The organism is Sporosarcina sp. P25 (genome assembly GCF_002743235.1).
Classification (GTDB): Bacteria; Bacillota; Bacilli; order Bacillales_A; family Planococcaceae; genus Sporosarcina; species Sporosarcina ureae_B.
Window position 1 is genome coordinate 56,437 of record NZ_PDYV01000009.1, and the last position, 24,729, is coordinate 81,165.

The window sequence follows — 24,729 nt, forward strand, 5'->3', positions numbered from 1 at the left end:
TTGTGCGGCAAAGTATAGAGAGGAGTCTTTTATATGAATATTTATGTCTTACTGAAAAAAACATTCGACACGGAGGAATCGATTTCCGTGTCAGGCGGTCGTATTGACGAAAGTGGTGCGGAGTTCATTATTAATCCGTACGACGAATATGCGGTCGAAGAAGCGATTCAGCAACGCGACAAGCACGGCGGAACGGTAACGGTTGTGACGATTGGTGATGAAGACTCAGAGAAGCAATTGCGTACGGCACTTGCGATGGGTGCGGATGACGCGGTACTCATCGATACGAGTGACGATCTGGATGAAGGAGATCAATTCACAACGGCGAAAATCTTGGAAAAATTCTTTGAAGATAAAGAAGTGGATTTGATTCTCGCAGGCAATGTGGCAATCGATGAGGCAAGCGGACAAGTAGGCCCTCGTCTAGCAGAGCGTCTAAATATGCCGTTCATTACGACGATCGTCAAGCTAGATATTGAAGGCGAAGTGGCGAAAATTGAAAAAGACGTCGAAGGAGATCTTGAGAAAATAGAAGTATCTTTGCCTGTGCTCGTAACGTGCCAGCAAGGACTGAATGAGCCGAGATACACGTCACTTCCAGGTATCATGAAGGCGAAGAAAAAGCCGCTTGAACAACTTGAACTCGATGATTTGGATCTCGATGAAGACGACGTGGAAGCGAAGACGGCAACGATTTCTATTTTCTTACCCCCTAAAAAGCAAGCTGGACGTATTTTAGCAGGCGAAACAGGAGAGCAAGTTAAAGAACTGGTCAGCTTATTGTCCAATGAAGCGAAAGTAATCTAAACAATCTACGAAATGAAAGGAGTTTTACTATGAGTGAAAAGATACTAGTAATCGGGGAATTGCAGCAAGGGGTTCTTCGTAAAGTAAGTTATGAAACAATCGCAGCGGCAAAACAAGTAAATGCCGACGCAGAAATTCTGGCATTGGTACTAGGTGATGGAGACTTGCAGCAACCGGCTGAAGAAATGATCCACTATGGTGCAAACCGTGTCATTACCGTCTCACATGCCAACTTGAGCAACTATACATCAGAAGGCTATGGACAAGTCATCATGGAAGTGATGCAGGAGGAAAATCCATCCGGCATTATCATGGGCCACACGTCAGTCGGTAAAGATGTAACACCAAAAATCGCAAGCCGTTTAGAACTTGGACTGATCTCGGATGCGGTGGCAATTGAAAAAGAAGATGATCAAGTCATTTTCACTAGACCTATCTACTCCGGTAAAGCGTTTGAAAAGAAAGTGATGAAAGACGATGGATTGCTATTTGCGACGATCCGCCCGAATAATATTTCTGCTTTGGAGCACGACGCGAGCCGTACAGGCGAAATCATAGCAAAAGTAGTGGATGTCAAAGACTTGCGTACGATCGTTCAAGAAGTGATCCGCAAGAAAACAGAAGGCGTAGATTTATCGGAAGCGAAAATCGTTATTGCCGGCGGACGCGGCGTCAAGAGCGCCGAAGGGTTTAATGCATTGTATGAGCTAGCGAACTTGCTAGGCGGCGCTGTAGGGGCTTCTCGAGGCGCCTGTGACGCGAATTACTGCGATTACTCGCTACAAATCGGTCAAACCGGAAAAGTGGTTACGCCCGATCTCTATATCGCAGTAGGTATTTCCGGAGCGATTCAGCATATGGCAGGCATGTCGAACTCCAAAGTGATTGTCGCGATCAACAGTGACGAAGAAGCAAATATTTTCAAGATGGCAGATTACGGCATCGTCGGTGACCTGTTCGAAGTTCTCCCGTTATTCATTGAAGAACTCAAATTGCAAGGCGCGTTAGTATCCTAACTCTTGAGCATTCATAAAACAGCTTGGAAAGTTCGATTACCGGACTTTCCAAGCTGTTTTTGCGTTCTAGTCTTTACTACATGTCCCTTCGACTAAAGTAAAAGTACATAGTGAAACTTGGAAATCCATGTTATACTATTCTGAACTTACGGTTTATCGGAGGGACTATATTTGATTAATTACGATTTACTGTTAAATAACACGAACTGTGAACTGACACATCATCAAACCATCGCAAATAAAATCGACCCATTTCAAGTGATTATTATACATGATCGTCAGCCCAACTTTTTTGACTATAATTACTTACTTAATTTCCCGTCTGAAAACGTGCGGAAAAAAGTGGATACCAACCGTATTTTTCCGAGGGTGAAAAACGAAACATTTATTGTCCGTCAGCAAGACTACGAAGACAATATTGATTTGTTTTTCAAGATTCGTGTTGACGCGAGACGCGAAGTACACGCGAAAGCAACAGAGTTCATGATCGCTAAATTTTTCAGTACCTATGAAAGCCATCTTGCACCGTTGCTTGTGAATAAGCCAACACTCAAATGGGAAATTATAAATAAATTATATGATAAGTATGATAAATTAGTACGCGATCACACCCATTTAAATGACGAGGATTCTTGGAATATATTCAGCACATGGTACAGGACGTATTTAATGAATCATACTGTCAATGAAATGCTCAAAAAGCATGGCTATCATACTCTAAACGCTCTTGATCGAGAAGTGTTGAATGAATCATTTCTAGAAGAAATGAGGATAAGTTTCGTTTCCAACGATAGCTTTCTGAATACATTCACTGCTGACGTCAACGTTTACATCGAAAAAATGGTTTCCGAAATACTTGCGGTATTTGAATCTGAAAAAAATTCAATGGAGCAGATTAATGAATTGCTGGGAGTCAGCGAGCAGATTTCCGTACATCAGCCAATCGAATCAACAGCAAAAACGAATAATCTGATTGTCATGAGCAATGCCATCTATCAATTCATCACTGAAGCTATTTCCAATCAAAAATTCACTTTCCAGTCAGATCAATGGCCAAAAGCGACGATTGATACTGCCACATTGGCAGGTACTTTGCAGTTACTTCCGCATAAAGAGGAACGCACAGCAAGTCGTATGATTCAACTGCAAAAGGATGCCCAATCATTGTCAGAAATCGATGTGGACGTATTAGATTCTCTATGTCATATGTATGTGGCGCAAGTAGGTGACCGCGTAGAAATTCGCTTCGATGATCTACTGACTATTCGTGGATTAAAAACAAAACTCGGAGGAACAGGTAGACGCGGCGGCTATGAAAAAGAACAACGCATCCATGTGGTGAAAGCGCTTTCGACAATACAGTCACTATGGATGGAATTCGAAACAGTCTTAGTATATGAACAAGGTAAACCCGTCAATAAGAAGCTACAAGGGCGTGCGTTCACTTTTACGAATGAAGACGGCAGTTTATGCGAATTAAATGAAGAGTCATTACCCGAACGTCTATATGTAACGATGGGGGAAGTGTTTGATCCTTTCTTGCAAGGCACTGTCAGACAAGTAAAGTTATTACCGAATCAAGCGATTGAATTCAATCCGTATCAACGGAAATGGGAGAAAAAACTTATCCGTTATATAAGCTGGCGCTGGCGTACTCAAGCACGAAAAGCAAGCTATTTGCAGCCGCATAAAATCAGTACATTGCTTGAAAAAATCGGTATGCAAATAGACTCACAAGCACCTTCACGTATTCGGGACCGACTGGAGAAAGCCCTCGACCTATTAGAGGAAGAAGGCGTGATAACATTTTGGCAATACAATCAATGGAATGAAGATTGCATGTCAAAGAAAGGTTGGTTACGTCTCTGGTTGGATGCGACGATCATCATCGCGCCGCCTGACGAGATTGTTAGCTATTATCAACCGATTGAGAGAAAAAAATCAATCAAAGCACCAACCACTTTTTCCTTAGTACAAACAAAAGAAGAAGTCTGTAAGAATATTGGTAGCGATTTTAAAGAATGTCGCATCAACCGTGGTTTGACACTAAAACAAGTAGCCGAAGAATTGAATATTTCGACGTCCTATATAAGCAATATCGAACGAGGTGGAGCGTTACCTTCACAAACGGTCTATAAAAAGATGAAAGATTGGTTAAATTAAATCAATAAAATGTACGGTGTACCGTCTGGACACAATGATCGAATTTAAAATAATTTTTAAAAATCGAACATACAGACGCTATAATAGTGGTATACTAAGCAAAGCTCATTTTTTGTCGAGCTTTGCTTTCTTTTATCGACAAAAGCAATAAGTAGAGAATAGTAAATTCTTAAAAAACCTGGTTCCAAATAATCCTTCTTCTTACACTACTATTCGTATCATGTAAACTAACACACCAAACATATCGCACGTGCAGCAATCAAGGAAGGGAGATCGGGGAGTGCAATGGTAATATCATGCATGGAGCCTAGTTGATAGGTAAGAGAATGTACTTAAATGTCGGCATCTAAAGCAAGCAATGCGCAAGGTGAAAGGGCGAGAAATGCAAAAAAACGTTATGTAAAGATAAGACTTCAGTAATTATATCAACAAAAAAGAAACGCGAACATACAAGCGTAAAAAATGGTATACTAGGCAAGGCTTATGAATATCGGTAAGTTTATATGGATATATGATCTTGTTGAACATGGTTCCAAATAATCCTTATCTATACAATATTCCTCGCACTATATCATCTAACAAACATTGACTACAACACGTAAAGTATTCAAGTACACCATCTTCGAATACATAAACAAAAAGATTAAGCAGATTATTCGGAAGAGAAGAGGGCTATCAGATGTTTGATGATAGGATAACCAAAATGGAAAGTATTTGTCGGTGATTTTTCATATCAAAAGCTTATAAAAGTGAAAGGTTGACGGATTAAGCAGTACGTTAAAATTGTCTGGGCGGGTTAAGCTAGTAATGATGGATCATCACGACAGTAAAACAGCATCTAAAATGTAGAATGAAAAAACAATAAATAGTGTTTGCCGAAGAAAATAAACGACAAACACATAAACAGTGCATAAATGTCGTAAAGCTTGAAGTTAACTTGTTGAGCAATTATAATTAGTCGAGCGCATAACTCAGCGAAAAAAGCGCTAATATCTCACTATCACAAGTATACTTATTAGTGATACGTAACTTCCTATAATTTATATTATGTTCGGGGCGTTCTACGATCTATACATATTCTATTCTCCAAGTATCCTTCTCGCCCTAGCTTTCTACGCGATGCTTATAATCTTTTGTCTTAATGTCATCAAAATCGATATGTCCTACACTGTACTCAATGACATCATTAATAAATAGCTTGTGATCTTTTGCGAACTTTTTAACCGATTCTAATAACTCTTGATCATATGTGGTTTTATATTGGATTCGATCTATTGGTCGTAAATTCTTATCGTACTCAATAACTCCTGCAGCTAATACGTTCCGTAAACCATTTTCTAATAAATAATTGCTATATGTATCAAGTTCTTCAGATAATCCTTTTAATTGCTCTAAAATTTCCTGACTGATATTCGTACGGAATTTAATCCGTGTTTCATCTGTAGTTTGAATCATTCTTCCACCCACTAATTTCCACATTATCTATTCCTCCTAATTTAATAAAAACTCGCAAATAGTATATTCACGAGTTTATCTTTTGTAATCGATCTGTTTGTCGCAACGCCAGGATATTTGCAGAACCTGTTGCAAACATGGCCATACGTAATTCTAGTTCGCGGACTTCCATTGTCTGGAAAACACTCTCAGCTGATTGAGTAGCTTCTTCTAAAATTGCGCGACCAAAACCGACAAAATCTGCACCTAGCGCAATACATTTTGCAGCATCGACACCTGTATGAAGCCCACCGCTTGCGATCAGTAATTTATCATTCATATAAGGTTCGACCAGTCGTAGTGAATCTGTCGTTCGAATTCCCCATTCGCTAAACGCTGCGGCCGCTTGCTGTTTGATTGCGGTTGTACGGTATTTCTCTACTTGACTCCAAGATGTCCCACCTGCCCCGGCTACGTCAATGAATGACACACCGATATCTAGAAGTTTTTTAGCCGTTTGACCATCTATTCCCCATCCGACTTCTTTAATGCCGACGGGAACCGATAATTCACTGCATAATTTCTCAATTTTACATAATAAATTACTGAAATTCGTATTACCTTCAGGCTGAATAACTTCCTGTAAAACATTTATGTGCAGAACTAACGCATCTGCATCGGTATACTCGATAATTTGCCGACATTCGTCAGCGGAAAATCCATAATTTAACTGCACTGCACCTAAATTCGCGATAATGGGGGCTGTTGGAGCGTATTTTCGTAAAGCAAATGAAGGACGGAATGCCTTACTCTCTATTAAAGCACGCGTCGAACCTAACGCCAGTGCCCAGCCTCTTTGTTCTGCAGCAAGTGCGAGATTTCGGTTAATCGTTTCTGCAAAGTCCGCACCACCAGTCATCGAACTTACTAAAAAAGGTGTTTTACATGATTTATTTAGAAAGTGTTGCTCTGTATTGATTTCGTCAAATGATAATTCAGGTAAGGCATTATGTAGAAATTCATACTGCTCCAAACCTGTCGTGATCGCATTTCCAGTGACATGTTCATCCAACACGATTTGAATATGCTGTGCTTTCCGGTCATTCAATTGCTTGCCCATGATTTTAGCTCCTATCTACTTATACATCCATTTCTGTCTTTGCCGGCTACTATGAATTATAGCGGTTCTATTTCGATTACACAAAAAATAAAAGCTCTGATAGGAAATCGGAGCTTTGTGTTCTTTAATATGTTGACACTACATATCTTTTCCATTTCTCATCCATTATTTGTCCTCGTTCAAGGTAAATAATGCGATCGCCGAGATGTTCTGCTTCATCGAGATCATGCGTCACAATAATGAACGGGATTTTCCACATGTCATGTAAACGTAAAAGCTCAGTTTGACACTGTTTCCGCGTTTCTTTATCGAGAGCTGACAACGGTTCATCCAGTAATAACACAGAAGGTTGTGTGGCAAGTGCACGAGCCAACGCTACACGTTGTTTTTCCCCGCCTGAAATCTGATGGGGATACTTCTGCAATAAATGCTTAATCCCCAGTACTTGTAGCAACTGGAGAATCATTTCATTCCGATTTTTTCGCTCATTCTTTTTCACGCCGAACCAAATATTTTTCTCCACCGTCATATGTGGAAACAACGCATAGTCTTGGAATAAATAACCGATTTGCCGATCGCGAGCGGGCAACGGCTTTTCACCAGTTTTGAAAAAAATGTGTTCATTCGAAACAATCAATCCGTGATCCGGGTGTGTGAGCCCGGCAATATAGTTCAAAATGGTTGTTTTACCTGAGCCGGATGGACCGACTAACACCATGATTTCGTTGCACATTTCAAAATGAATGTTCATCTCAAAATGTGCGAGTTGTTGATTAATGTCTACATGTAGCATGTCCAATCCCCTTTCGATTCAAGATTTCGTAAACCGTCTAATATTGCGCTTGCTCCACCAATTCACCCATAAAATCAAACTGAAGCCGAATGTACTGATCATGATGACCCAAAACGTAGCTTTTTCCATTTGTCCTGATTCTACCGCGAAATAAATCGCCATCGGAATCGTGTCAGTTCTACCCGGTATGTATCCCGCAAGCATTAACGTAGCACCGAATTCACCAAGGCCTCTTGCGAAAGACAACACCAATCCGGCGAGTAACCCTGGCCAAGCGAGTGGGAATACAACGGACCAGAATACACGCCATTCCGAAGCGCCCATCGTACGCGCTGCATTCGATAATCGTTCATCGAGACTTTCAAAAGCGGCTGCTGCACTTTGATACATCAGTGGAAATGATACGACAATAGACGCGATCACAGCACCAATCCACGTAAAGACAATTTGAAAATCGAACCATTCAAGCAACCAACTGCCGATCCAGCCCTGTTTGCCAAATAAAATGAGTAAACCGAAGCCAACGACTGTCGGTGGTAACACGAGAGGCAATAAAAATAATGCTTCCAATAGGCTTTTTCCGAAAAAATCACGTTTCGCAAGCAAATACGCAATGAACACACCTACTGCAAACACAAAGATAGTGGAGATAGCAGCTACTTTCAAAGATAATACTAAAGGGGAATAATCCATATCCAGCACGCCTTCTCCCTCTTTCCTTTACTTAAATCCGAACTTCTGCAACGTTTTTTTTCCTTCATCACCAGTCAAATAATCAAGAAATTGCTGTGCGGCTTCTTGATGTTTGGATTCAGCCACGACAGCGCCCGGGTATACAATCGGCTCGTGCCAGTCGGCTTCAGCTTCTGCCAATGTTTTTACATCATCCGAAATGAATGCATCACTGGAATATACGATGCCATACTCTACGTTACCCATTTCCACGTGTGTCAGTACTTGCCGTACGTCTGATCCTAGAACTAACTTGTCTTGCAAAGGTTTCCAGAGATCTAAGCTTTCAAATGTTTCTTTCGTATAACGACCAACCGGAACTGATTCAGGCTCACCTACTGCCAAATGATCGATAATTGCTGGATCCAAGTCTTCGAATGAAGAAATCGCACTATCGGAATCTTTATGTGCAATCAAAACAAGTGCGTTTTCCGCGAAATTTTTTCTTGATTCATTGACAAGTAACTCTTTATCTTGCATGTCGTTCATATCTTTTGAACTGGCAGACAAGAATACGTCAGACGGGGCGCCATTTTCAATAGACGTTGCCAATTTTCCTGAGCTTCCGAAGTTGTATATTACAGAGATCCCTTCATGGGCTTCTTCAAAAGATCGTTTTAACTCTTCCAATGCATCCGTCAAACTTGCAGCCGCAGAAATGATCAGTTCCACTTTCGGTGTTTCCTGATCTAGTGCTTCTGTGTTTCCAGTTTCATTCTTATCTGAACATCCGACTAGAAAAACAGCTAACAGAACGAAAAAAGCAGAAAGTGACAATCGTTTCATTATGTATCCCCTACTTCTCAATTACTTATAACTAGATATAACTAAATATATCTAGTTATATATGGAATCATCATATTATGCTTTATGACACTTGTCAATTTTGCAATTAGTGATGATTTGTCGGAAGATAGATGTACTATTCTTGGAGGGTTGAGACATGACAAATCTAGAACATGACATTTCCTATACGACCGATGAAATCGCTCAATTATTGAAAGTATCGAAATTAACGGTGTACGACATCATTAAAAAGGGAGAAATCCGTGCCTATCGCGTGGGACGTCAAATGCGTGTCGATGCTGTGGATTTAACAGCGTATAAAGAACGACTGAAAAGCGGTGGTGAATCTGCTCCAGTGCCTTCGAATTCGCCGATCCAACAAGTCACTGCGTCAGCATCTACAACGGACAAACAAATCATCATCAGCGGACAGGATTTAAGCCTGGACATTATTGCCAGTCACATAGAAGAATCCGGACTTTATCAGCCATTGCGATCATTCTCTGGTAGTTTAAACAGCTTGATCAAGATGTATCAAGGCCAAGCCGACATCGTCAGTACGCATTTATTTGATGGAGAAACTGGTGAATACAATCTACCGTATATTAAACGGCTGCTTACTGGACACTCTTATATGGTCATCCATTTGCTTGGCAGAAAAGCAGGCTTATATGTGCAAAAGGATAATCCGAAGCAACTACAGAACTGGTCGGATCTCGCGCAACCGGGAATCTGCCTTGTGAACCGTGAGAAAGGCTCAGGAGCTCGTGTTTTGCTGGATGAGCAACTACTTCTCGCAGGAATTACGGGCCCTTCTATTAACGGCTATGACGACGAGGAGCTGAATCACATGGCTGTAGCGACACGAATCGCTTCGGGTCATGCAGATGTGGGCGTCGGAATCGAAAAAACTGCTCGATTACTAGATGTAGACTTTATTCCATTGATACAGGAGCAGTATGATTTAGTACTGATTAAAACGGCTGAAAACGAAAAACTGCGCGAGCTCATAGTCAAGACACTGAACTCAACCTCATTCAAAGAAAAACTAGCTGTGATGGGTGGCTACGACTTAACGAGAACAGGAACTATTTTGTATGAAACCGTATAGAGACAGTGGGACAGTGCGCGTTTCGCTCATTAATTCGTATAAGCGCTCATAGTTCATGCGTATCCGCTCTATGGTCATCGCCAAACGCTCTATCACGGTCCGTAACCGCTCATACTTTCCAGCAAGCGCTCTATTAAGCCCTATATCCGCTCATGAGCCTCCAAGTTTCTACAGTGTGAACTTAAACTCTCACGTATCACTACATCCGGTATTCATTTCAATGAAATCCCATACTATTCACCTGTCCACTCTTCTAAACAATTCCATAAAAAAAGTAACCCACCTTAGGCGGGTTACTCTCTGTCGTCTTCATAATACTCTTCAATCGAATCTGTCTCATAATACATTTCTTCTTGCGTCTCAAAGCGATTGTATCGCAACGTGAACAAATAAAACACATGCGTGGCGACTACTTTCAGCAACGCATATGCTGGAATCCCGAGAATCACTCCAGCGACGCCGAACAGCGAGCCGGCCGTCAGTAAAACGAAGATAATGGTGATCGGGTGAATATGTAGCGACTTCCCCATGATCTGAGGTGAAATAAATTTCCCTTCGACTACTTGCACAATCGTCCAAACAATCGCAAGCTTCACAAGCATGAATGGCGACGTGACCATCGCAATAATAGCGGCAGGCGTGATCGCAATCACTGGCCCGAGATACGGCACGATACTCGTGAACATCGCAAGTACCCCAAGCAATAATGCATATTTCATTTTAATAATTAAGAAGCCGATCGATACCATGATCCCGATCGCAATCGCCACCAAAATCTGCCCTTGAATATACGCGCTAATTTGTCTATCCGCATCGCGGAAAATGATCGATGCATCATCACGCAAACGTGGTGGCAACATGCGCAAAATCATCTGAGGTAACTTCTCGCCATCCTTCAATAGATAAAATAGAATGAGCGGCACGGTGACGATGCTCAAGATAATTCCAGTAAGCGCGGAAACGAATGACGTCACGCCTGATGCGATACCACCTATCGTCTCCGTGAAGAACTTACCGATACTCGCAAAGCCGGAATCGAGGAACGTATTGACGTTAAAGTTGAACCCTTGATAGACAGAACCGAAAATAGAATTCCGTAAAAAATTATCCATATCTAAGATCAACTGTTTGAAATACGTTGGAAATTCATCGAATAAATTGATCGTCTGCAAACGCAGGAACGGTAACACTAAGAAAATCACTAATGTCAGTAAACCAGCAGCGGCTAGTAAGATGATTAAAATGCCATAGACGCGTGGTATGCGCAAACGTTCTTCCAAAAAGCGAAGAATGGGACGCATTAAGTAGTATAAAATCGTCGCGAGCACTACCGGCAAGACGACAGTTGAGAAAAATACTTGAATCGGATAGAAAATAAATGAAACTTGAGTGAAGACCAAGATGATCAATCCAATGAACAATAAACAAAGCAATACAAACAATGTAGATTGACCACCGAGAAATCCGACAATTGGTGATGTCGAACGAATAGACCAGAAATCTCGTAAAGAAGATTTTTTTGGTGGTTGCCTCACCGATTCACTCCCCTTTTATTCGATCCGTTAAGGTGTAGTCAAAAACGAACGGATCGCTTCTCTGTTTTTATCTAAATCAATTTCAATTACAGATCCTGCATGGCTATATGAAGTGAAGGAATAACTGTCCTCCACTGGAATACGTAATGTCTGCAGATCTAGTTTCCGTTTTGCGATGACGGTTAGCACTTTTGTTAGCTCGTCTTTCGTCGTTAGATCCGTTTCAATGAAGTTATCGAGTGCGCCGGCTAATTTAGGTGCTTGCAAAACAGTCGACACGCTAAACAGCTCGTCTTTCATCGCTTGAATGACTTCCTGTTGGCGATTGACTCGTCCAAAGTCGCCTTCATCATCTGCGCGGAATCGGGCATAACCGAGTAACTCCTTACCGTTCAACCGCTGTACGCCTGGTTTTAGCGTGACACCGATTTTCTCGGACATTTCATTCTGTACATTCATTTCGAGGCCTTTTGGAAACGTAATATCCATAATCGATTCGAAATTATCGAAATCGACGACTGCGTAATGATGAATCGGAATATTGAACATCCCTGAAATTGTTTCTTTCGCCGTTTGCACTCCCCCTAAATAGTACGCGGTATTGAGCTTGTACGACTGATACCCTGGAATTTGTGCGTAAATATCACGCATGAATGAAATTAAGTGCGCAGTTCCAGCGGTTTGGTCCCATGATAGCACCATCATCGTATCGGTACGATATTTTCCGGAACCGTCATTGTCGACGCCGAGCAATAAATAATTTTCCGTCGTCGGATCTTGTGGACTCAGTAAGTCGCCCTGAAATTCTCCAGGGTCAATCTTACTCCCAGCCGTCATGGCCTTGCCTTGTTTATATTGAAAGTAACTATACGCTGATATGGTGATCGTGAAAAGCAATAGTAGAGTCATAAAAACTCTGCCCACGCGTAATTTACGCTTCTTTTTTCTACGTTGTGGCTGTTGTTCGTCGAAGTGTTCGTCCATGTGGCATTCATTCCTCCATTATCCGTGTGTATCCTGTTATGAGGACGTTTCTGTTCACAAGGGGTTGCGTCCAGTCACGAGCTTTGCTTGGCGGATCGACCTATTTGCAACGCTAGCATTAGCATTGCCACAAATAAAACAAGAAATACGAACAATGTAACGTAATGATTTTCGGTGTAGTCATATAACGAAGCGATTAGTAATGGTAAGATCCCACCGATGATGAAGCCACCTGTCTGCATCATGGCGGTCCATGAATTCGTTTCTTCGGCAGAATTCGTCGCGTCCATCGGCATCAGTAAACAGATTGGGAATAACCCACCGAGCGGAATTCCCATGAGGAGAACGCCAATGGCAAACCACAGCGGATCTGCTGTCCACATGAATCCGATGGAGATCATACCGAGCGCGAGAATGCTGACAAGTGCTGGCGTTCTGCTAGTAAACTTCTGCAAAATGATAGGAAAACCGATATTCATAAAAATTTGCACAATCGTCATAGCACTTAGTAATGTCCCCGCTTGGAGAAGCGTCATGCCGTTCGATACTGCAATGGGAACAAGATAAGTCAAAACAGAAAAGAATAACGCGGTCTGTAAACCAAAGAAAACCAGGAAGCTCCATGCCTGTTTACTGCGCCAAGGATTTTCCCCTTTATGCATGGGGGGCTTCGACACTTGCTTCACTTGGATCGGGTGTGCGGCGGTGATAGCCCACGCCATGATACCGACAATCGCAACGGCCGCCCAAACAGCAAGTGCGAATGAGTAGGAATGAGCTTTTTCATAAAAGACCCCTGTCAATCCTGTACTCAGCGTCGCCCCCATTCCCATACCAAATGAATAAATGCCGACGACGACAGCAACGTGCCTTGGGAAGTATTGTTTGATCAATGCCGATAATAACGGTCCAATAACAGCAATCGCGACACCCGCAATGAAAGCAGTTAGTAATAAAACACTGAACGATGTGACAGAAAAACGCATGCCGGTTGCTACAGCAAGTAACAACAACATCAAGTACATCGTCTTATTCAAGCCGATTGTCTTATTTAGTATGGGTGCCAGCATGGCGAAGACGCCCATACAAATAACCGGAATAACAGTCAGGAGACTTACTTGAGTGTTCGACAACAGCAAATCATCACGAATGATGTCTAGCATCGGTCCGATTGAAGTAATCGCCGGACGTAAGTTGAGCGCGACTATGAAAATCGCAAATAGTAATAGACCTTGGGTAGTTTTAGAGCGCAATACAAAGACTCCTTTTGTATGTAATACTTATCTAATATCTATCGTCATTATATTGTAAAACGAAATTATATACAGTACTAGTTCAAACATTCCATTTCACGTAATTTTAATGTATACTAGGAACATTGTGAAATTAGGAGGATATTATTTATGTTAGCAGTTAGTAATTTAAGTCTTCGCTTTGGCGACCGTAAGCTATTCGAAGACGTCAATATACAATTCAATCCAGGCAATTGCTATGGATTAATTGGAGCGAATGGCGCTGGTAAATCAACGTTTGTCAAAATTGTGTCAGGTGAACTTGAACCCCAAACAGGGAATGTTATTCTTGGAAAAGATGAGCGTTTGGCTGTCCTGAAGCAGAACCACTTCGAGTACGAAGACTTCGTCGTGATGGATTTAGTCATCATGGGTCATAAAGAGTTATATGAAGTCATGAAAGAAAAAGACGCGATTTATATGAAAGAAGACTTCTCCGACGAAGACGGTATGCGTGCAGCTGAACTTGAAGGTGAATTCGCTGAGATGAACGGATGGGAAGCGGAATCTGAAGCTTCTGTACTCCTTCAAGGTCTTGGCGTTCCTGAAAGTATGCATCACGTGACAATGGCGGAGCTTGACGGATCAAGCAAAGTTAAAGTATTGCTTGCACAAGCTTTGTTTGGTAAACCTGACGTATTACTACTAGATGAGCCGACAAACAACTTGGATCTAAAAGCAATTCAATGGCTTGAAGAATTCTTGATCAACTTTGAAAACACTGTCGTAGTCGTTTCCCACGACCGTCATTTCTTGAATAAAGTATGTACACATATCGCGGATCTTGACTTTGGTAAAATTCAGATCTACGCGGGTAACTATGATTTCTGGTACGAATCAAGTCAATTGGCTTTGAAACTATCCCAAGAATCAAACAAGAAAAAAGAAGAAAAAGTAAAAGAATTACAAGCGTTTATCGCACGTTTCAGTGCCAACGCATCGAAATCCAAACAAGCTACATCTCGTAAAAAGACATTGGATAAAATCGAGTTGGATGATATTAAGCCTTCTTCACGCCGTTATCCTTTCGTTAACTTTACAATTGGCCGCGAAATCGGTAACGACGTCTTGACGATTAAAGATGTCACCAAAACGGTGGATGGTAAAACGTTTATCAAAGATGCGACCTTTACACTCAATAAAGAGGATAAAGTAGTATTGATTGGTAATCCACTTGCAAAATCCGCTTTGCTCGATATGCTAGCTGAAGAAACAGAGCCGGATACAGGAGTGATCAAATGGGGCGTAACGACAACTCGTGCCTACTTCCCTATGGATAACTCGAAGTATTTTGAAGGATCCGAACCGACATTAGTTGATTGGCTTCGTCAATACTCTCCTGAAGATGAAACGGAAACATTCTTGCGTGGATTCCTTGGACGTATGTTGTTCTCAGGTGAAGAAGTGAAGAAAAAGCCGAACGTTTTATCAGGTGGAGAAAAAGTTCGCTGTATGTTATCAAAAATGATGCTAACAAGCTCAAACGTTCTTCTTCTTGATGAGCCAACAAACCACTTGGACTTGGAATCTATCCAAGCACTTAACAATGGTTTGATCGCGTTCAAGGGTGCGATGATCTTCACATCTCATGACCATCAGTTCATCCAAACAATTGCTAATCGTGTAATCGAAATCAATGATGATGGAACAATCTTTGATAAAATGATGACTTATGATGAGTATTTGGAATGGAAAGGTAAGAAAGCTTAATTAGTAGTTAATATAGAGACTCCCCTTGAAGGAAAAACTTCTAGGGGAGTCTTTTGCGCTTGGTGTTATCAAGTGTTAAATTTAAATGATGTAGTGTGACCGTTAATTGCCTGTGAGACAATCTAGAACCGCTAAAAACAAGAGACATCGGCTACTTCACTTTTTATTGTCTCTTTTGCGAGTAATTGTCTTGCAGTGCTCTAGTAAGTAATGAGATGGATCGATCAATCTCGAACTTTATAGTATCTTTATAAGCTTTTACTTTCTCCTTATCGCCAATACGGTAGATGTAAAGTGTCTGCATTTCTGTCCCCTGCTTATGAACCGGGTGTCTGACGATCAGACCATCATTGAGTAAATCATGTAGAGACTTGTATACTTCAGACTTAGTTGGTCGATACCCAAGGTCCCTGAAATGATCTATAAGGTCATCTAATATTTGTAAGCCATACAAGTTCCCTTCTTCTGCCTTATTGAGCATATAGAGCTTTAAAAAGGCTCTTTGACGAATTACGAATGTACTCTTCATTGCTCTTCCCTCCTTGGTTGCTGTACGTGCATTATGTATAGTATACCAAATAATGAGATGCGAGTATTATTATAGTAATAAGGATTATTTGGAACCAGGTTTTGATAGAACTATTCAATATGTTTATAGACGGATGTATTTGGATGATTATCAGTAATTCGTATACTTGGAGATTTTAATAAATATTTATAAGAAAAAGAGCATTCCCTACTAAAAATGATTTTCAGTTTAGAAATTGAATTAAATGTACAAGATATTTGAGTGCCCAACTACACGCAATCCAGTAATCTACACACTGTCTTATTTTTATTTTCTATGAATAGCTTCCACTATTAAGGGAATAACACAAAGTAAAAGGAGGTTTTTCATTATGAAACGCAATCTTTGGTTTCTACTGGTTGCACTGCTTCTCATGCTCGCAGGATGCTCAAACAAGCCTGATACGTCCATGGATGGTAAGACTGACTCTTCGACCAATCAAGAAGGAACGAACGATGACAAGTCACAACAACATGACAACAAAGATGCGAATCTGACCGATGTGGCTTTACTTGATTACTTTCTTCCGGACGGTTCCAGCGCGCATTATAAAGGTGTCGGTAATGAATTTGCTGAGCTAGACATTACCGTGGCAAGACCTGCGCAAGACTATGTCGTGATTCACGAAAACAACGGTGGTGCATTCGTTCAAAAAGTGTATAAAGTGGATGGAGATAAAATCCAAGTATTGCAGGAAGAACATATCGAGTTGGACGCTGGCGTTCCACCGACTGAAGAGCTAGAGTCCATGAAACCGATCCGAACCTATTTGAAAGGTCCTATTGAAGTAGGTACAACTTTTGACGGCTGGAAGATTGTGGAGATGAATGCGTCAGTGGAAACTCCTTATCAGCAATTTGAAGATGCGGTCGTAATGGAGCAAGTGGGTAAAGACTTTGTGAACAGGATCTATCTCGTGAAGGATTTTGGGGAAGTAAAACGTGAATCGGTGATGAAGATGGAAGGCGAAGAAGAATTTGTCGTTACTTCTAGTCTAGAAACGGTGACACAACCGTAATTTTCTGCAAACAAAAAGGCGCCGCAATGGGCGCCTTTTCAAGTGGTTTAGATTTTAACAACGTTAGCTGCTTGTAGACCACGGTTACCTTCGACAACTTCAAATTCAACTTGCTGACCTTCGTCAAGAGATTTGAATCCGTCGCCTTGGATTGCTGAGAAGTGTACAAAGATGTCTTCTTCTCCGTCAACTTCGATAAAACCGAAGCCCTTTTCTGAGTTAAACCATTTCACTGTACCTTGTTTCATTCGATTACCTCCAAAAAAATATAAATACTTTAATACACGAACCTTAGCATACAAAAAAATTCACGTATTACAAAAGTTGCCGACGTCGCCGATCCCTTTTGTAATAGGTGAATCACTTAGCATACGATCGTTCGATTAATTTACTTACATTTAGTATAACATATTGGGCTTCTTTGTCAATTAATAATAAACGCTTTTACTGAATGTTCTTACGATATGTTTGGTTCCCCGTCTATCAATACGATAAGACCGTGATACAACTGCAAATCTCCTTCGCAGCCATTGCAATAGTATTTTTCCGATGTGGACCAAAATGCATGGAAGCAGCCTTTACGAACTTCGTAATGCTCAAAATGCGGCTTCATCTTCCCGACCAGTTCTTTAATATATGATTCTGTGTCCATTTTATTCGTAAATGTTTTGGATGAGACACTATAGTCTCTCCACTCTTCAAACATCCACCACGGCTCAAAGTCCGCCTTCATGTATACCACTTCATACATTCAGTAAGCACTCCTTTACCTTGCGCTATGCAGGAATGATATTCATTCTAGCAAATTCGACTCGCTAATCAAAGTAAATTGATTCATGTTGCGTAATATATGAGTTTTCGTCCATTTTCGGCTATAATTGAGATAGGCTCCAGTAACCTTACTGTCTGCACGATAAATGAAACCTTTTCGTTGTTAATCCGTAAGTATTATATAGAGTCAGAATGGAAGGCGGCCTGAATCAACATGAATACTATAAAAAACTTCTTCACACGACATGTCATATTGGCTCCGACTAGTTTCCTGACGTGGGTGATCCTCATTGGCGGTACGAGCATGAACTTTTTCCTAGGCTCCGCTATCGGAATCGCACTGTATGCAGGAGGCAACGTAGCGATTAAAGAACTACAGTTACGCTCCACATTAAAAAAATTCGGGATGGCACGCTCTGAATATAAACATATTGAACAACAACTGAATGAATCAAAACGAAAGCTAAAACAGCTCGGAAATATGTACGGACAAGTTCGTTCCATCCAAGCATTCAGACAAGTATACGATATGTCTTCAATGGCTCGACGCATCATTAAGATCGTCCAGTCCAACCCGAGAAAGTTCTACCAAGTCGAAAGTTTTTTCTACGCCCATCTTGATTCCGTTGTAGAATTAACATCGAAGTACAGCCTGCTCGTTAATCAGCCATTAAAAGACCAAGATATCAAAGTCGCACTACAACATACTCGCGAAACGTTATCTGATTTGAGTCTCGAAATGGAACGAGATCTACGTAACGCTGTATCAACTGATTTGGAACAGCTCCGAATGGAAATTGATTACGTCGATATTACACTTAAGAGAGACAAACCGTTGCTCGAATCGAAAGGGGAACATTCTAATGACAGATAAAAACGTACTACAAGAAAAATCGGTGGACGACTTGCTCGGCAATCCATTCGATATGGATGCTAGCCTGCTTCCAAAAGAAATGGAGAATTCGCTGTCCGACACAGCCGCACCTGCTAAATTGATCGACCGATTAACACCTGAAGAACAAGATAAGGCAAGACAATTGGCTTCACAGATCCCTGTCGGTAATTACGAAGCCGTCATTTCCTACGGTGCCAATGCACAGAATGAACTATCTAACTTCTCTCATAAAATGCTCGATCACGTCCAAGGCAAAGACATTGGACCTGTCGGCGATGTACTGAATGAATTAATGGCCAAACTATCCGAAATCGATACAGATGATCTATCAGATAAAAAGAAATCGGGTCTTAGCCGTTTATTCAACAAGGCTACTCGCCCTATCAAAGAAATTATGACGAAATACGAAAAGCTTGGCACACAAGTCGATAAAATAAGCGTTCAACTAGAGCATTCCAAACGTGGTTTAATGGAAGACGTCCGCATGTTGGACAGTTTATATGAACAAAACAAAACGTACTTCCAAGCATTGAACGTCTATATCGCAGCTGCGGAATTAAAGATTGATGAAATCAATAGCACCATCATTCCGGAACTGCATAAAAAAGCACAGCAATCGGATGATCAAATGATGGTTCAAGAAGTTAACGATATGGCACAATTTGTTGACCGTTTAGAAAAACGCCTGTACGATTTGCAACTATCCCGTCAAATCACCATTCAGAGTGCTCCACAGATCCGTATGATCCAACAAACGAACCAAACGTTAGCTGAGAAGATCCAAGCGTCTATTATGACAGCGATCCCTCTGTGGAAGAATCAAATTGCGATTGCGCTAACACTAAACCGTCAGCAAAAGGCTGTGGAATCACAAAAGCTCGTCACAAAGACAACGAACGATTTGTTGCTTCGTAACTCCGAAATGTTAAAAGTGAATAGTATTGAGACAGCCAAAGAAAATGAAAAAGGTATTATTGAGATCGATACGTTGAAAACGACACAAGAGAACTTAATCCAGACGATCGAAGAAACCTTGCTGATCCAAGCAGATGGCCGTGCTAAACGCAAAGCCGCTGAGACTGAGATCGCTAGAATGGAACAAGACCTTAAGACTCGTTTACTCGCTGTATATGAAGAGTCACAAAACCGTCCCTCATAAGAGAGACGGTTTTTTTGGGGGAAAAATACTGGAAACTTGATTTCGTTTTATATGTACAAGACTGGATCGTTACACCGTGGGCAATGAGCGGATACGAGCTACGATAGAGCGCTTAACGTAAAGTATGAGCGCTTCTGGACCTTGATAGAGCGGTCGACAGCGACGATTGAGCGGATACGCATAAACTTTGAGCGCTTAGACGAATTAATGAGCGAAACGCGCCTATTTCCCCGGTTATCCGCAATAAAACCCTATCACCCTCACACATAAAAAAGACGATTCAATGAAGAATCGTCTCTAAGTACCCTACTATTTATTCACTAATCAATTACTCAAAATACGTCTTATAATACCCGCCGACCTTACCGGAATTGTCTACCACGAAGATAAACTCTTCCGTCTCATTCTTCACTTCATAGGACTTCCCCACCGTCAGCATATTGCTAACCAAATACTTTGCTGCATCGGTATGTGTGCACGTCACTGTCTTTAACGTAGGTTCATCCAACCATTGTAAATATGACATGAAATCTCTCCTTCCTTAAATAAAAACGACCCGCTGATTAGCGGGTCGCTTGGCTTGTGCTGATTAAGAACCTAGTAGAAGGTCTTCAGGGTTTTCAAGCAACTCTTTAACCATCTTCAAGAATCCTACTGAATCTTTACCATCAATTACGCGGTGATCGTAAGAAAGTGCAACATACATCATCGGACGAATTTCGATATTGTCCCCAACAGCTACTGGACGCTTCTGAATAGTATGCATACCTAAGATTCCTACTTGTGTACCGTTAAGGATTGGAGTAGACAATAGTGAACCAAATACTCCACCGTTTGTAATCGTGAATGAACCGCCTGTCATATCAGCCATTGTCAACTTGTTGTCGCGTGCTTTTTTCGCAAGTTCTCCGATAGATGCTTCGATTTCAGCAAAGCTCTTACGGTCTGCATCCACAACGTTTGGTACAACTAGTCCGCCGTCAGTAGATACTGCGATACCTATATCGAAGTAGTTCTTCAAAAGAATTTCATCGCCATCGATTTCAGCGTTAACGTATGGATATTTCTTCAATGCTGCAACTACTGCTTTCGTGAAGAATGACATGAAGCCTAGACGTACATCGTTTTGCTCGAAGAACTGATCTTTTTTGCGTGAACGAAGTTCCATCATTTTCGACATATCAATTTCGTTGAAAGTCGTCAACATCGCTGTTGATTGTTTTACTTCAAGCAAACGCTTCGCGATCGTTTGACGACGACGAGTCATTTTCTGACGCGTAATACGACCGTCATCTTTTGCTTCTGCTTTAGCAGCTGGTGCCGCTGGAGCTTTAGGTGCTGGAGCGTTGTTGTGAGCAGATACGTCTTGCGCGCGTACGCGTCCCATTGGATCAACAGGTGATACATCTGCAAGATTAATACCTTTTTCACGAGCCAGCTTGCGTGCTGCTGGGCTTGCAATCGTGCGGTCTGCTGAAGATGTTTCTTCCGTTACAGCCGCTGCTGGAGCTGGTGTTTCTTCTTTTTGCGCTGGAGCAGATGCTGCTTCAGTTGCTTGTGGAGCTGGTTGTGCCGGTGCACCTGAACCTTCGCCTACAATCGCGATTACTTGGCCAACTTCAACAGTGTCGCCTTCTGCAGCCAATAATTCAGACAAAACGCCTGCTTCTTCTGAAATGACTTCAACGTTCACTTTATCTGTTTCCAATTCAACGATGAATTCACCTTTTTCCACGTTTTCACCGGGTTGTTTTAACCATTTTGCAATTGTACCTTCTGTAATTGATTCTGCTAGTTCAGGTACTCTGATCTCTGCCACAATAAATTCCTCCTCGTAGGTATACCGTTTTCTAACGGATAAGCTACTTTATATAAGTAGTTTTAAATTTAATTGTAAAGCTCACGTACTTGTTATATCACTTTTTCAAAGCTTCTTCAATGATGCGGGTTTGTTCTTTTTTATGAGATGCACCATCACCTTCAGAAGGACTTGAACGCTTAATACGTCCTACATAAGAAATGTCCTTACCGTCAGCTAGTTTTTCTAGGAATGGATACGCGAATGACCATGTACCCATGTTCTTCGGCTCTTCTTGAACCCATACTAAATCTTTTACTTTCGGGTAACGTGCAACGATTTCTTTAATTTTGTCGGATGGGAATGGGTATAGCTGCTCTACACGTATAACGTGCAAGTAGTCGAATCCTTCGCCGTCTTTAATCTTCTCAGCTAAATCAATTGCCATCTTCCCGCTTGCGAACAAGATTTTTTTCACTTTTTCAGGTTTTGTTCCTGTACCAGGTTGTTCAAGAACTGTCTTGAAGTGACCTTCCGTTAAGTCTTCAACGTCCGCTCCAACTAGTGGATGACGAAGCAATGACTTCGGTGTAGCAATAACTAACGGACGTTCTGCTTCGCTGCCAAGAATCTTCGACTGACGACGCAATACGTGGAAGTAGTTTGCTGCACTGGAGATATTCGCGACTGTCCAGTTATTTTCACCACAAAGTTGCAGGTAACGTTCGATACGTGAACTGGAGTGTTCTGGACCTTGTCCTTCAAATGCGTGTGGCAACAATAGTACGAGGCCGGATTGCTGACCCCACTTCGAATAACTTGAAGAAACGAACTGATCGAACATGACTTGTGCCATGTTGGAGAAGTCACCGTATTGCGCTTCCCAAATAGACATCGTTTTGTCTTCTTCTAAGTTATAACCGAATTCATAGCCTACGATACCTGCTTCAGACAATGGGCTGTTATATGCCACGAATGATGCGTTAGATCCGCTAATATGATGCAATGGAACAAGTTCTTCACCTGTTTTTTCATCATGTAATACTAAGTGACGCTGTGCAAATGTTCCGCGCTGGATATCTTGTCCAGACATACGGATTGGCTTACCGTCTTGAATAATTGAACCGAATGCCAATTGCTCAGCATGTGCCCAGTCGATTTTACCTTTACCATTAAATGGCTCCAGGCGACGCTTCAAGATTTTATCCAATTTGTTGAACACTGTAAATTCAGCTGGATATGTCAACAACTCTTCATTCATTTGGCGAAGACGATCTTCCGCTACTCCAGTTTCGAGATCACGTGGAAGTCCAGCTTGTACGACGTCTGGCGTTGCGTTGGAAATTTCCGGTGCGTCTACTGATTTTTCTTTTACGTGATCATACGCTTGTTGCATAGTTGCGATGACCGACTTGTCCATTTCTTTCACTTCGTCGTCTGTCAGAAGCTTTTGCTCAACTAGACGCTGTCCGTAAATTTCACGAACTGTTGGGTGTTTATGGATTTCGTGGTACATCACTGGATTCGTCACGAGTGGCTCATCCATTTCGTTATGTCCGTAACGACGGTATCCGATCAAGTCGATCAATACGTCTTTACCGAATGCCTGGCGATATTCAAATGCCAGTTTTGCCACAGCAAGTACTTCTTCTGGGTGATCTGCATTCACGTGGAATACAGGCACTTCAAAGCCTTTTGCTGGATCGGATGCATAGTGTGTAGAACGGGAATCATAATATTCCGTCGTGAAGCCAATAGTATTATTGGCGATGACGTGAACCGATCCACCTGTTCTGAAACCGCGAACGCGAGAATAGTTGAATGATTCCGGAACGATCCCTTGTCCTGGGAACGCGGCATCACCATGCACTAAGATTGCGTATGCTTTATTTGTATCTTGTTGTGGAATCCCTGGGTTGTCTGTGTTTTCTTGTGCAGCACGAGTCTGCCCAGTAATTACTGGGTTTACCACTTCTAAGTGAGACGGGTTGTACGCAAGGAAGCGATTCATCCCGGACTTACCTTTATGAAGAGCACCCATATGGTATTTCACGTCGCCGAACCAACCGCGAGTTACTTCAAGAGATCCGTCTTTTGGCAAGAACGGTGAAGCGGGTACGCCTGCGAATTCTGCAAACATCATTTCGTATGGTTTATTTAAGTTGTGCGTCAAGACATTCAAACGTCCACGGTGAGCCATGCCTATTAGCACTTTCTCCATTTTCGCATCTTCAGAAAGACGCATTAATTCATCGATTAAGACGACTAATGTGTCCACGCCTTCGATAGAGAAACGTTTCGCTCCAACGAATGTACGGTGAATGAATTTTTCAAAGCCTTCAATTTTCGTCAAACGTTCAAGAAGTTGTTTTTTCTCTTCTCCTTGCATTTTTGACTGTACGTCGCCGTTTTCAATTTTTGTTTGAATCCAGTTACGCTCGGTTTCATCAATTAAGTGAGAGAATTCGTATGCAATGGGGCCTGTATAAAGAGACTTCAAATAATTCATTGCATCTAATCCATTTTCAACTGTCGCTGGAACATTTTTCAAGAACAAAGTTGCTGGCAATCCGACCAGATCGCTTTCTGTCAATCCATGATATGACAGTTCAAGACGGGATGTATCTTTAGGTCGATCGTTTAATGGATAAATGTCTGCTGCAAGATGTCCATAAGAACGAATAGCTTCAAGTAAAGAATAAACGGCAAGAACTTTACGCAGATCCGTTTGGGAACCTTGCGCTACGACTGCCTCTTGACCTGACTCATCCATCTGAGGCGCACCAAAATTCCTGAATAGCTCTGCTAAATCAGGATCTACTGCATCTTGATCTGTTTTAAACAGATCGTACATTTCCATTACATACCCAAGGTTTGGACCCGAAAAATTAGAATACGGGGAACGATGGGAATCCACATTGTTCGACATGTAATATAACCTCCACATTTGCCTATTGGCTTGTTGTGTTTATTTTCACTACTTCTATACAATAATAGCACGCAAACATTAGAACTGAAAGGGATTAATCCTAAGATG

At 41.6% G+C, this 24,729-nt stretch carries 22 protein-coding genes; 8 read left to right on the forward strand and 14 right to left on the reverse strand.

Features of this window, described 5'->3' with window-relative positions:
• Positions 1–33: 33 nt before the first annotated feature.
• From CSV70_RS09585 to CSV70_RS09595, 3 genes are all read left to right on the forward strand, one after another.
• Positions 34–807: an electron transfer flavoprotein subunit beta/FixA family protein gene (locus CSV70_RS09585; protein ID WP_085130703.1), complete on the forward strand. Its 774-nt coding sequence runs from the start codon at positions 34–36 to the stop codon at positions 805–807.
• Between the two features lie 29 nt (positions 808–836).
• Entirely contained in the window at positions 837–1,823 is a 987-nt protein-coding gene (locus tag CSV70_RS09590; protein ID WP_099628888.1) for an electron transfer flavoprotein subunit alpha/FixB family protein, read from the forward strand.
• Between the two features lie 171 nt (positions 1,824–1,994).
• On the forward strand, positions 1,995–3,986 hold the full coding sequence (locus CSV70_RS09595; protein ID WP_099628887.1) for a helix-turn-helix domain-containing protein: 1,992 nt from the start codon (positions 1,995–1,997) through the stop codon (positions 3,984–3,986).
• Between the two features lie 1,104 nt (positions 3,987–5,090).
• Here CSV70_RS09595 and CSV70_RS09600 read toward each other — a convergent pair.
• From CSV70_RS09600 to modA, 5 genes are all read right to left on the reverse strand, one after another.
• Positions 5,091–5,465 carry an rRNA methyltransferase gene (locus CSV70_RS09600; protein WP_085130709.1) on the reverse strand — a complete coding sequence of 125 codons (375 nt, stop codon included), beginning with the start codon at positions 5,463–5,465 and terminating at the stop codon, positions 5,091–5,093.
• 43 nt (positions 5,466–5,508) lie between these two features.
• The gene (gene fni / locus CSV70_RS09605; protein WP_099628886.1) at positions 5,509–6,540 is read right to left on the reverse strand and encodes a type 2 isopentenyl-diphosphate Delta-isomerase; all 1,032 of its coding nucleotides are present in this window, start codon (positions 6,538–6,540) and stop codon (positions 5,509–5,511) included.
• 124 nt (positions 6,541–6,664) lie between these two features.
• A complete protein-coding gene (locus CSV70_RS09610) occupies positions 6,665–7,333 on the reverse strand; it encodes an ATP-binding cassette domain-containing protein (protein WP_099628885.1) in 669 nt (222 codons plus the stop codon).
• A gap of 18 nt (positions 7,334–7,351) precedes the next feature.
• Positions 7,352–8,026, reverse strand: coding sequence for a molybdate ABC transporter permease subunit (modB, locus tag CSV70_RS09615; RefSeq protein WP_369802587.1), 675 nt, complete (start codon positions 8,024–8,026; stop codon positions 7,352–7,354).
• Positions 8,027–8,053: 27 nt separating this feature from the next.
• On the reverse strand, positions 8,054–8,851 hold the full coding sequence (modA, locus tag CSV70_RS09620; protein ID WP_099661011.1) for a molybdate ABC transporter substrate-binding protein: 798 nt from the start codon (positions 8,849–8,851) through the stop codon (positions 8,054–8,056).
• 157 nt (positions 8,852–9,008) lie between these two features.
• Here modA and CSV70_RS09625 point away from each other — a divergent pair, with 157 nt between their 5' ends.
• Positions 9,009–9,962, forward strand: a complete 954-nt coding sequence (locus tag CSV70_RS09625; protein ID WP_099661012.1) for a substrate-binding domain-containing protein — start codon at positions 9,009–9,011, stop codon at positions 9,960–9,962.
• A gap of 293 nt (positions 9,963–10,255) precedes the next feature.
• Here the strand turns inward: CSV70_RS09625 and CSV70_RS09630 are convergent, their stop codons facing one another.
• The 3 genes from CSV70_RS09630 to CSV70_RS09640 form a co-directional block, all read right to left on the reverse strand.
• Entirely contained in the window at positions 10,256–11,497 is a 1,242-nt protein-coding gene (locus CSV70_RS09630) for an AI-2E family transporter (protein ID WP_369802586.1), read from the reverse strand.
• A 27-nt stretch (positions 11,498–11,524) separates the two neighbouring features.
• Entirely contained in the window at positions 11,525–12,481 is a 957-nt protein-coding gene (locus CSV70_RS09635; protein ID WP_099661013.1) for an LCP family protein, read from the reverse strand.
• Positions 12,482–12,555: 74 nt separating this feature from the next.
• Positions 12,556–13,734, reverse strand: coding sequence for an MFS transporter (locus tag CSV70_RS09640; RefSeq protein WP_099661014.1), 1,179 nt, complete (start codon positions 13,732–13,734; stop codon positions 12,556–12,558).
• Positions 13,735–13,884: 150 nt separating this feature from the next.
• On the opposite strand from CSV70_RS09640, the gene CSV70_RS09645 reads away from it, so the two are divergent.
• A complete protein-coding gene (locus CSV70_RS09645; protein WP_085130725.1) occupies positions 13,885–15,483 on the forward strand; it encodes an ABC-F family ATP-binding cassette domain-containing protein in 1,599 nt (532 codons plus the stop codon).
• A gap of 163 nt (positions 15,484–15,646) precedes the next feature.
• Here the strand turns inward: CSV70_RS09645 and CSV70_RS09650 are convergent, their stop codons facing one another.
• On the reverse strand, positions 15,647–16,012 hold the full coding sequence (locus CSV70_RS09650; RefSeq protein ID WP_099627592.1) for a helix-turn-helix domain-containing protein: 366 nt from the start codon (positions 16,010–16,012) through the stop codon (positions 15,647–15,649).
• Between the two features lie 370 nt (positions 16,013–16,382).
• On the opposite strand from CSV70_RS09650, the gene CSV70_RS09655 reads away from it, so the two are divergent.
• Positions 16,383–17,069 (forward strand): hypothetical protein, encoded by a 687-nt coding sequence (locus CSV70_RS09655; RefSeq protein ID WP_099628881.1) that lies wholly within the window; start codon positions 16,383–16,385, stop codon positions 17,067–17,069.
• 47 nt (positions 17,070–17,116) lie between these two features.
• Here CSV70_RS09655 and CSV70_RS09660 read toward each other — a convergent pair whose 3' ends face one another.
• Positions 17,117–17,317, reverse strand: a complete 201-nt coding sequence (locus tag CSV70_RS09660) for a cold-shock protein (RefSeq protein WP_085130730.1) — start codon at positions 17,315–17,317, stop codon at positions 17,117–17,119.
• A gap of 209 nt (positions 17,318–17,526) precedes the next feature.
• On the reverse strand, positions 17,527–17,820 hold the full coding sequence (locus tag CSV70_RS09665; RefSeq protein WP_099627590.1) for a DUF1033 family protein: 294 nt from the start codon (positions 17,818–17,820) through the stop codon (positions 17,527–17,529).
• A gap of 234 nt (positions 17,821–18,054) precedes the next feature.
• On the opposite strand from CSV70_RS09665, the gene CSV70_RS09670 reads away from it, so the two are divergent.
• Both CSV70_RS09670 and CSV70_RS09675 read left to right on the forward strand, forming a co-directional pair.
• Positions 18,055–18,714 carry a 5-bromo-4-chloroindolyl phosphate hydrolysis family protein gene (locus tag CSV70_RS09670; protein ID WP_085130734.1) on the forward strand — a complete coding sequence of 220 codons (660 nt, stop codon included), beginning with the start codon at positions 18,055–18,057 and terminating at the stop codon, positions 18,712–18,714.
• A complete protein-coding gene (locus CSV70_RS09675; RefSeq protein WP_085130736.1) occupies positions 18,704–19,894 on the forward strand; it encodes a toxic anion resistance protein in 1,191 nt (396 codons plus the stop codon). Before CSV70_RS09670 ends, CSV70_RS09675 begins: the two co-directional genes overlap by 11 nt.
• A 328-nt stretch (positions 19,895–20,222) precedes the next feature.
• Here CSV70_RS09675 and CSV70_RS09680 read toward each other — a convergent pair whose 3' ends face one another.
• From CSV70_RS09680 to CSV70_RS09690, 3 genes are all read right to left on the reverse strand, one after another.
• On the reverse strand, positions 20,223–20,420 hold the full coding sequence (locus CSV70_RS09680) for a DUF6501 family protein (RefSeq protein WP_085130738.1): 198 nt from the start codon (positions 20,418–20,420) through the stop codon (positions 20,223–20,225).
• Positions 20,421–20,483: 63 nt separating this feature from the next.
• Positions 20,484–21,713 (reverse strand): 2-oxoglutarate dehydrogenase complex dihydrolipoyllysine-residue succinyltransferase, encoded by a 1,230-nt coding sequence (gene odhB, locus CSV70_RS09685; protein ID WP_085130740.1) that lies wholly within the window; start codon positions 21,711–21,713, stop codon positions 20,484–20,486.
• A 97-nt stretch (positions 21,714–21,810) separates the two neighbouring features.
• Entirely contained in the window at positions 21,811–24,621 is a 2,811-nt protein-coding gene (locus CSV70_RS09690; RefSeq protein WP_099628880.1) for a 2-oxoglutarate dehydrogenase E1 component, read from the reverse strand.
• Positions 24,622–24,729: the final 108 nt, after the last annotated feature.

What these genes read in the sequence shown, in the direction of transcription:
- CSV70_RS09585 (WP_085130703.1), top strand. Translation starts at nt 34, where the DNA reads ATGAATATTTATGTCTTACTGAAAAAAACATTCGACACGGAGGAATCG.
- CSV70_RS09590 (WP_099628888.1), top strand. Translation starts at nt 837, where the DNA reads ATGAGTGAAAAGATACTAGTAATCGGGGAATTGCAGCAAGGGGTTCTT.
- CSV70_RS09600 (WP_085130709.1), bottom strand. Translation starts at nt 5,465, where the DNA reads ATGTGGAAATTAGTGGGTGGAAGAATGATTCAAACTACAGATGAAACA.
- fni (WP_099628886.1), bottom strand. Translation starts at nt 6,540, where the DNA reads ATGGGCAAGCAATTGAATGACCGGAAAGCACAGCATATTCAAATCGTG.
- CSV70_RS09610 (WP_099628885.1), bottom strand. Translation starts at nt 7,333, where the DNA reads ATGCTACATGTAGACATTAATCAACAACTCGCACATTTTGAGATGAAC.
- modB (WP_369802587.1), bottom strand. Translation starts at nt 8,026, where the DNA reads ATGGATTATTCCCCTTTAGTATTATCTTTGAAAGTAGCTGCTATCTCC.
- modA (WP_099661011.1), bottom strand. Translation starts at nt 8,851, where the DNA reads ATGAAACGATTGTCACTTTCTGCTTTTTTCGTTCTGTTAGCTGTTTTT.
- CSV70_RS09625 (WP_099661012.1), top strand. Translation starts at nt 9,009, where the DNA reads ATGACAAATCTAGAACATGACATTTCCTATACGACCGATGAAATCGCT.
- CSV70_RS09635 (WP_099661013.1), bottom strand. Translation starts at nt 12,481, where the DNA reads ATGGACGAACACTTCGACGAACAACAGCCACAACGTAGAAAAAAGAAG.
- CSV70_RS09645 (WP_085130725.1), top strand. Translation starts at nt 13,885, where the DNA reads ATGTTAGCAGTTAGTAATTTAAGTCTTCGCTTTGGCGACCGTAAGCTA.
- CSV70_RS09650 (WP_099627592.1), bottom strand. Translation starts at nt 16,012, where the DNA reads ATGAAGAGTACATTCGTAATTCGTCAAAGAGCCTTTTTAAAGCTCTAT.
- CSV70_RS09655 (WP_099628881.1), top strand. Translation starts at nt 16,383, where the DNA reads ATGAAACGCAATCTTTGGTTTCTACTGGTTGCACTGCTTCTCATGCTC.
- CSV70_RS09660 (WP_085130730.1), bottom strand. Translation starts at nt 17,317, where the DNA reads ATGAAACAAGGTACAGTGAAATGGTTTAACTCAGAAAAGGGCTTCGGT.
- CSV70_RS09665 (WP_099627590.1), bottom strand. Translation starts at nt 17,820, where the DNA reads ATGTATGAAGTGGTATACATGAAGGCGGACTTTGAGCCGTGGTGGATG.
- CSV70_RS09670 (WP_085130734.1), top strand. Translation starts at nt 18,055, where the DNA reads ATGAATACTATAAAAAACTTCTTCACACGACATGTCATATTGGCTCCG.
- CSV70_RS09675 (WP_085130736.1), top strand. Translation starts at nt 18,704, where the DNA reads ATGACAGATAAAAACGTACTACAAGAAAAATCGGTGGACGACTTGCTC.
- CSV70_RS09680 (WP_085130738.1), bottom strand. Translation starts at nt 20,420, where the DNA reads ATGTCATATTTACAATGGTTGGATGAACCTACGTTAAAGACAGTGACG.
- CSV70_RS09690 (WP_099628880.1), bottom strand. Translation starts at nt 24,621, where the DNA reads ATGTCGAACAATGTGGATTCCCATCGTTCCCCGTATTCTAATTTTTCG.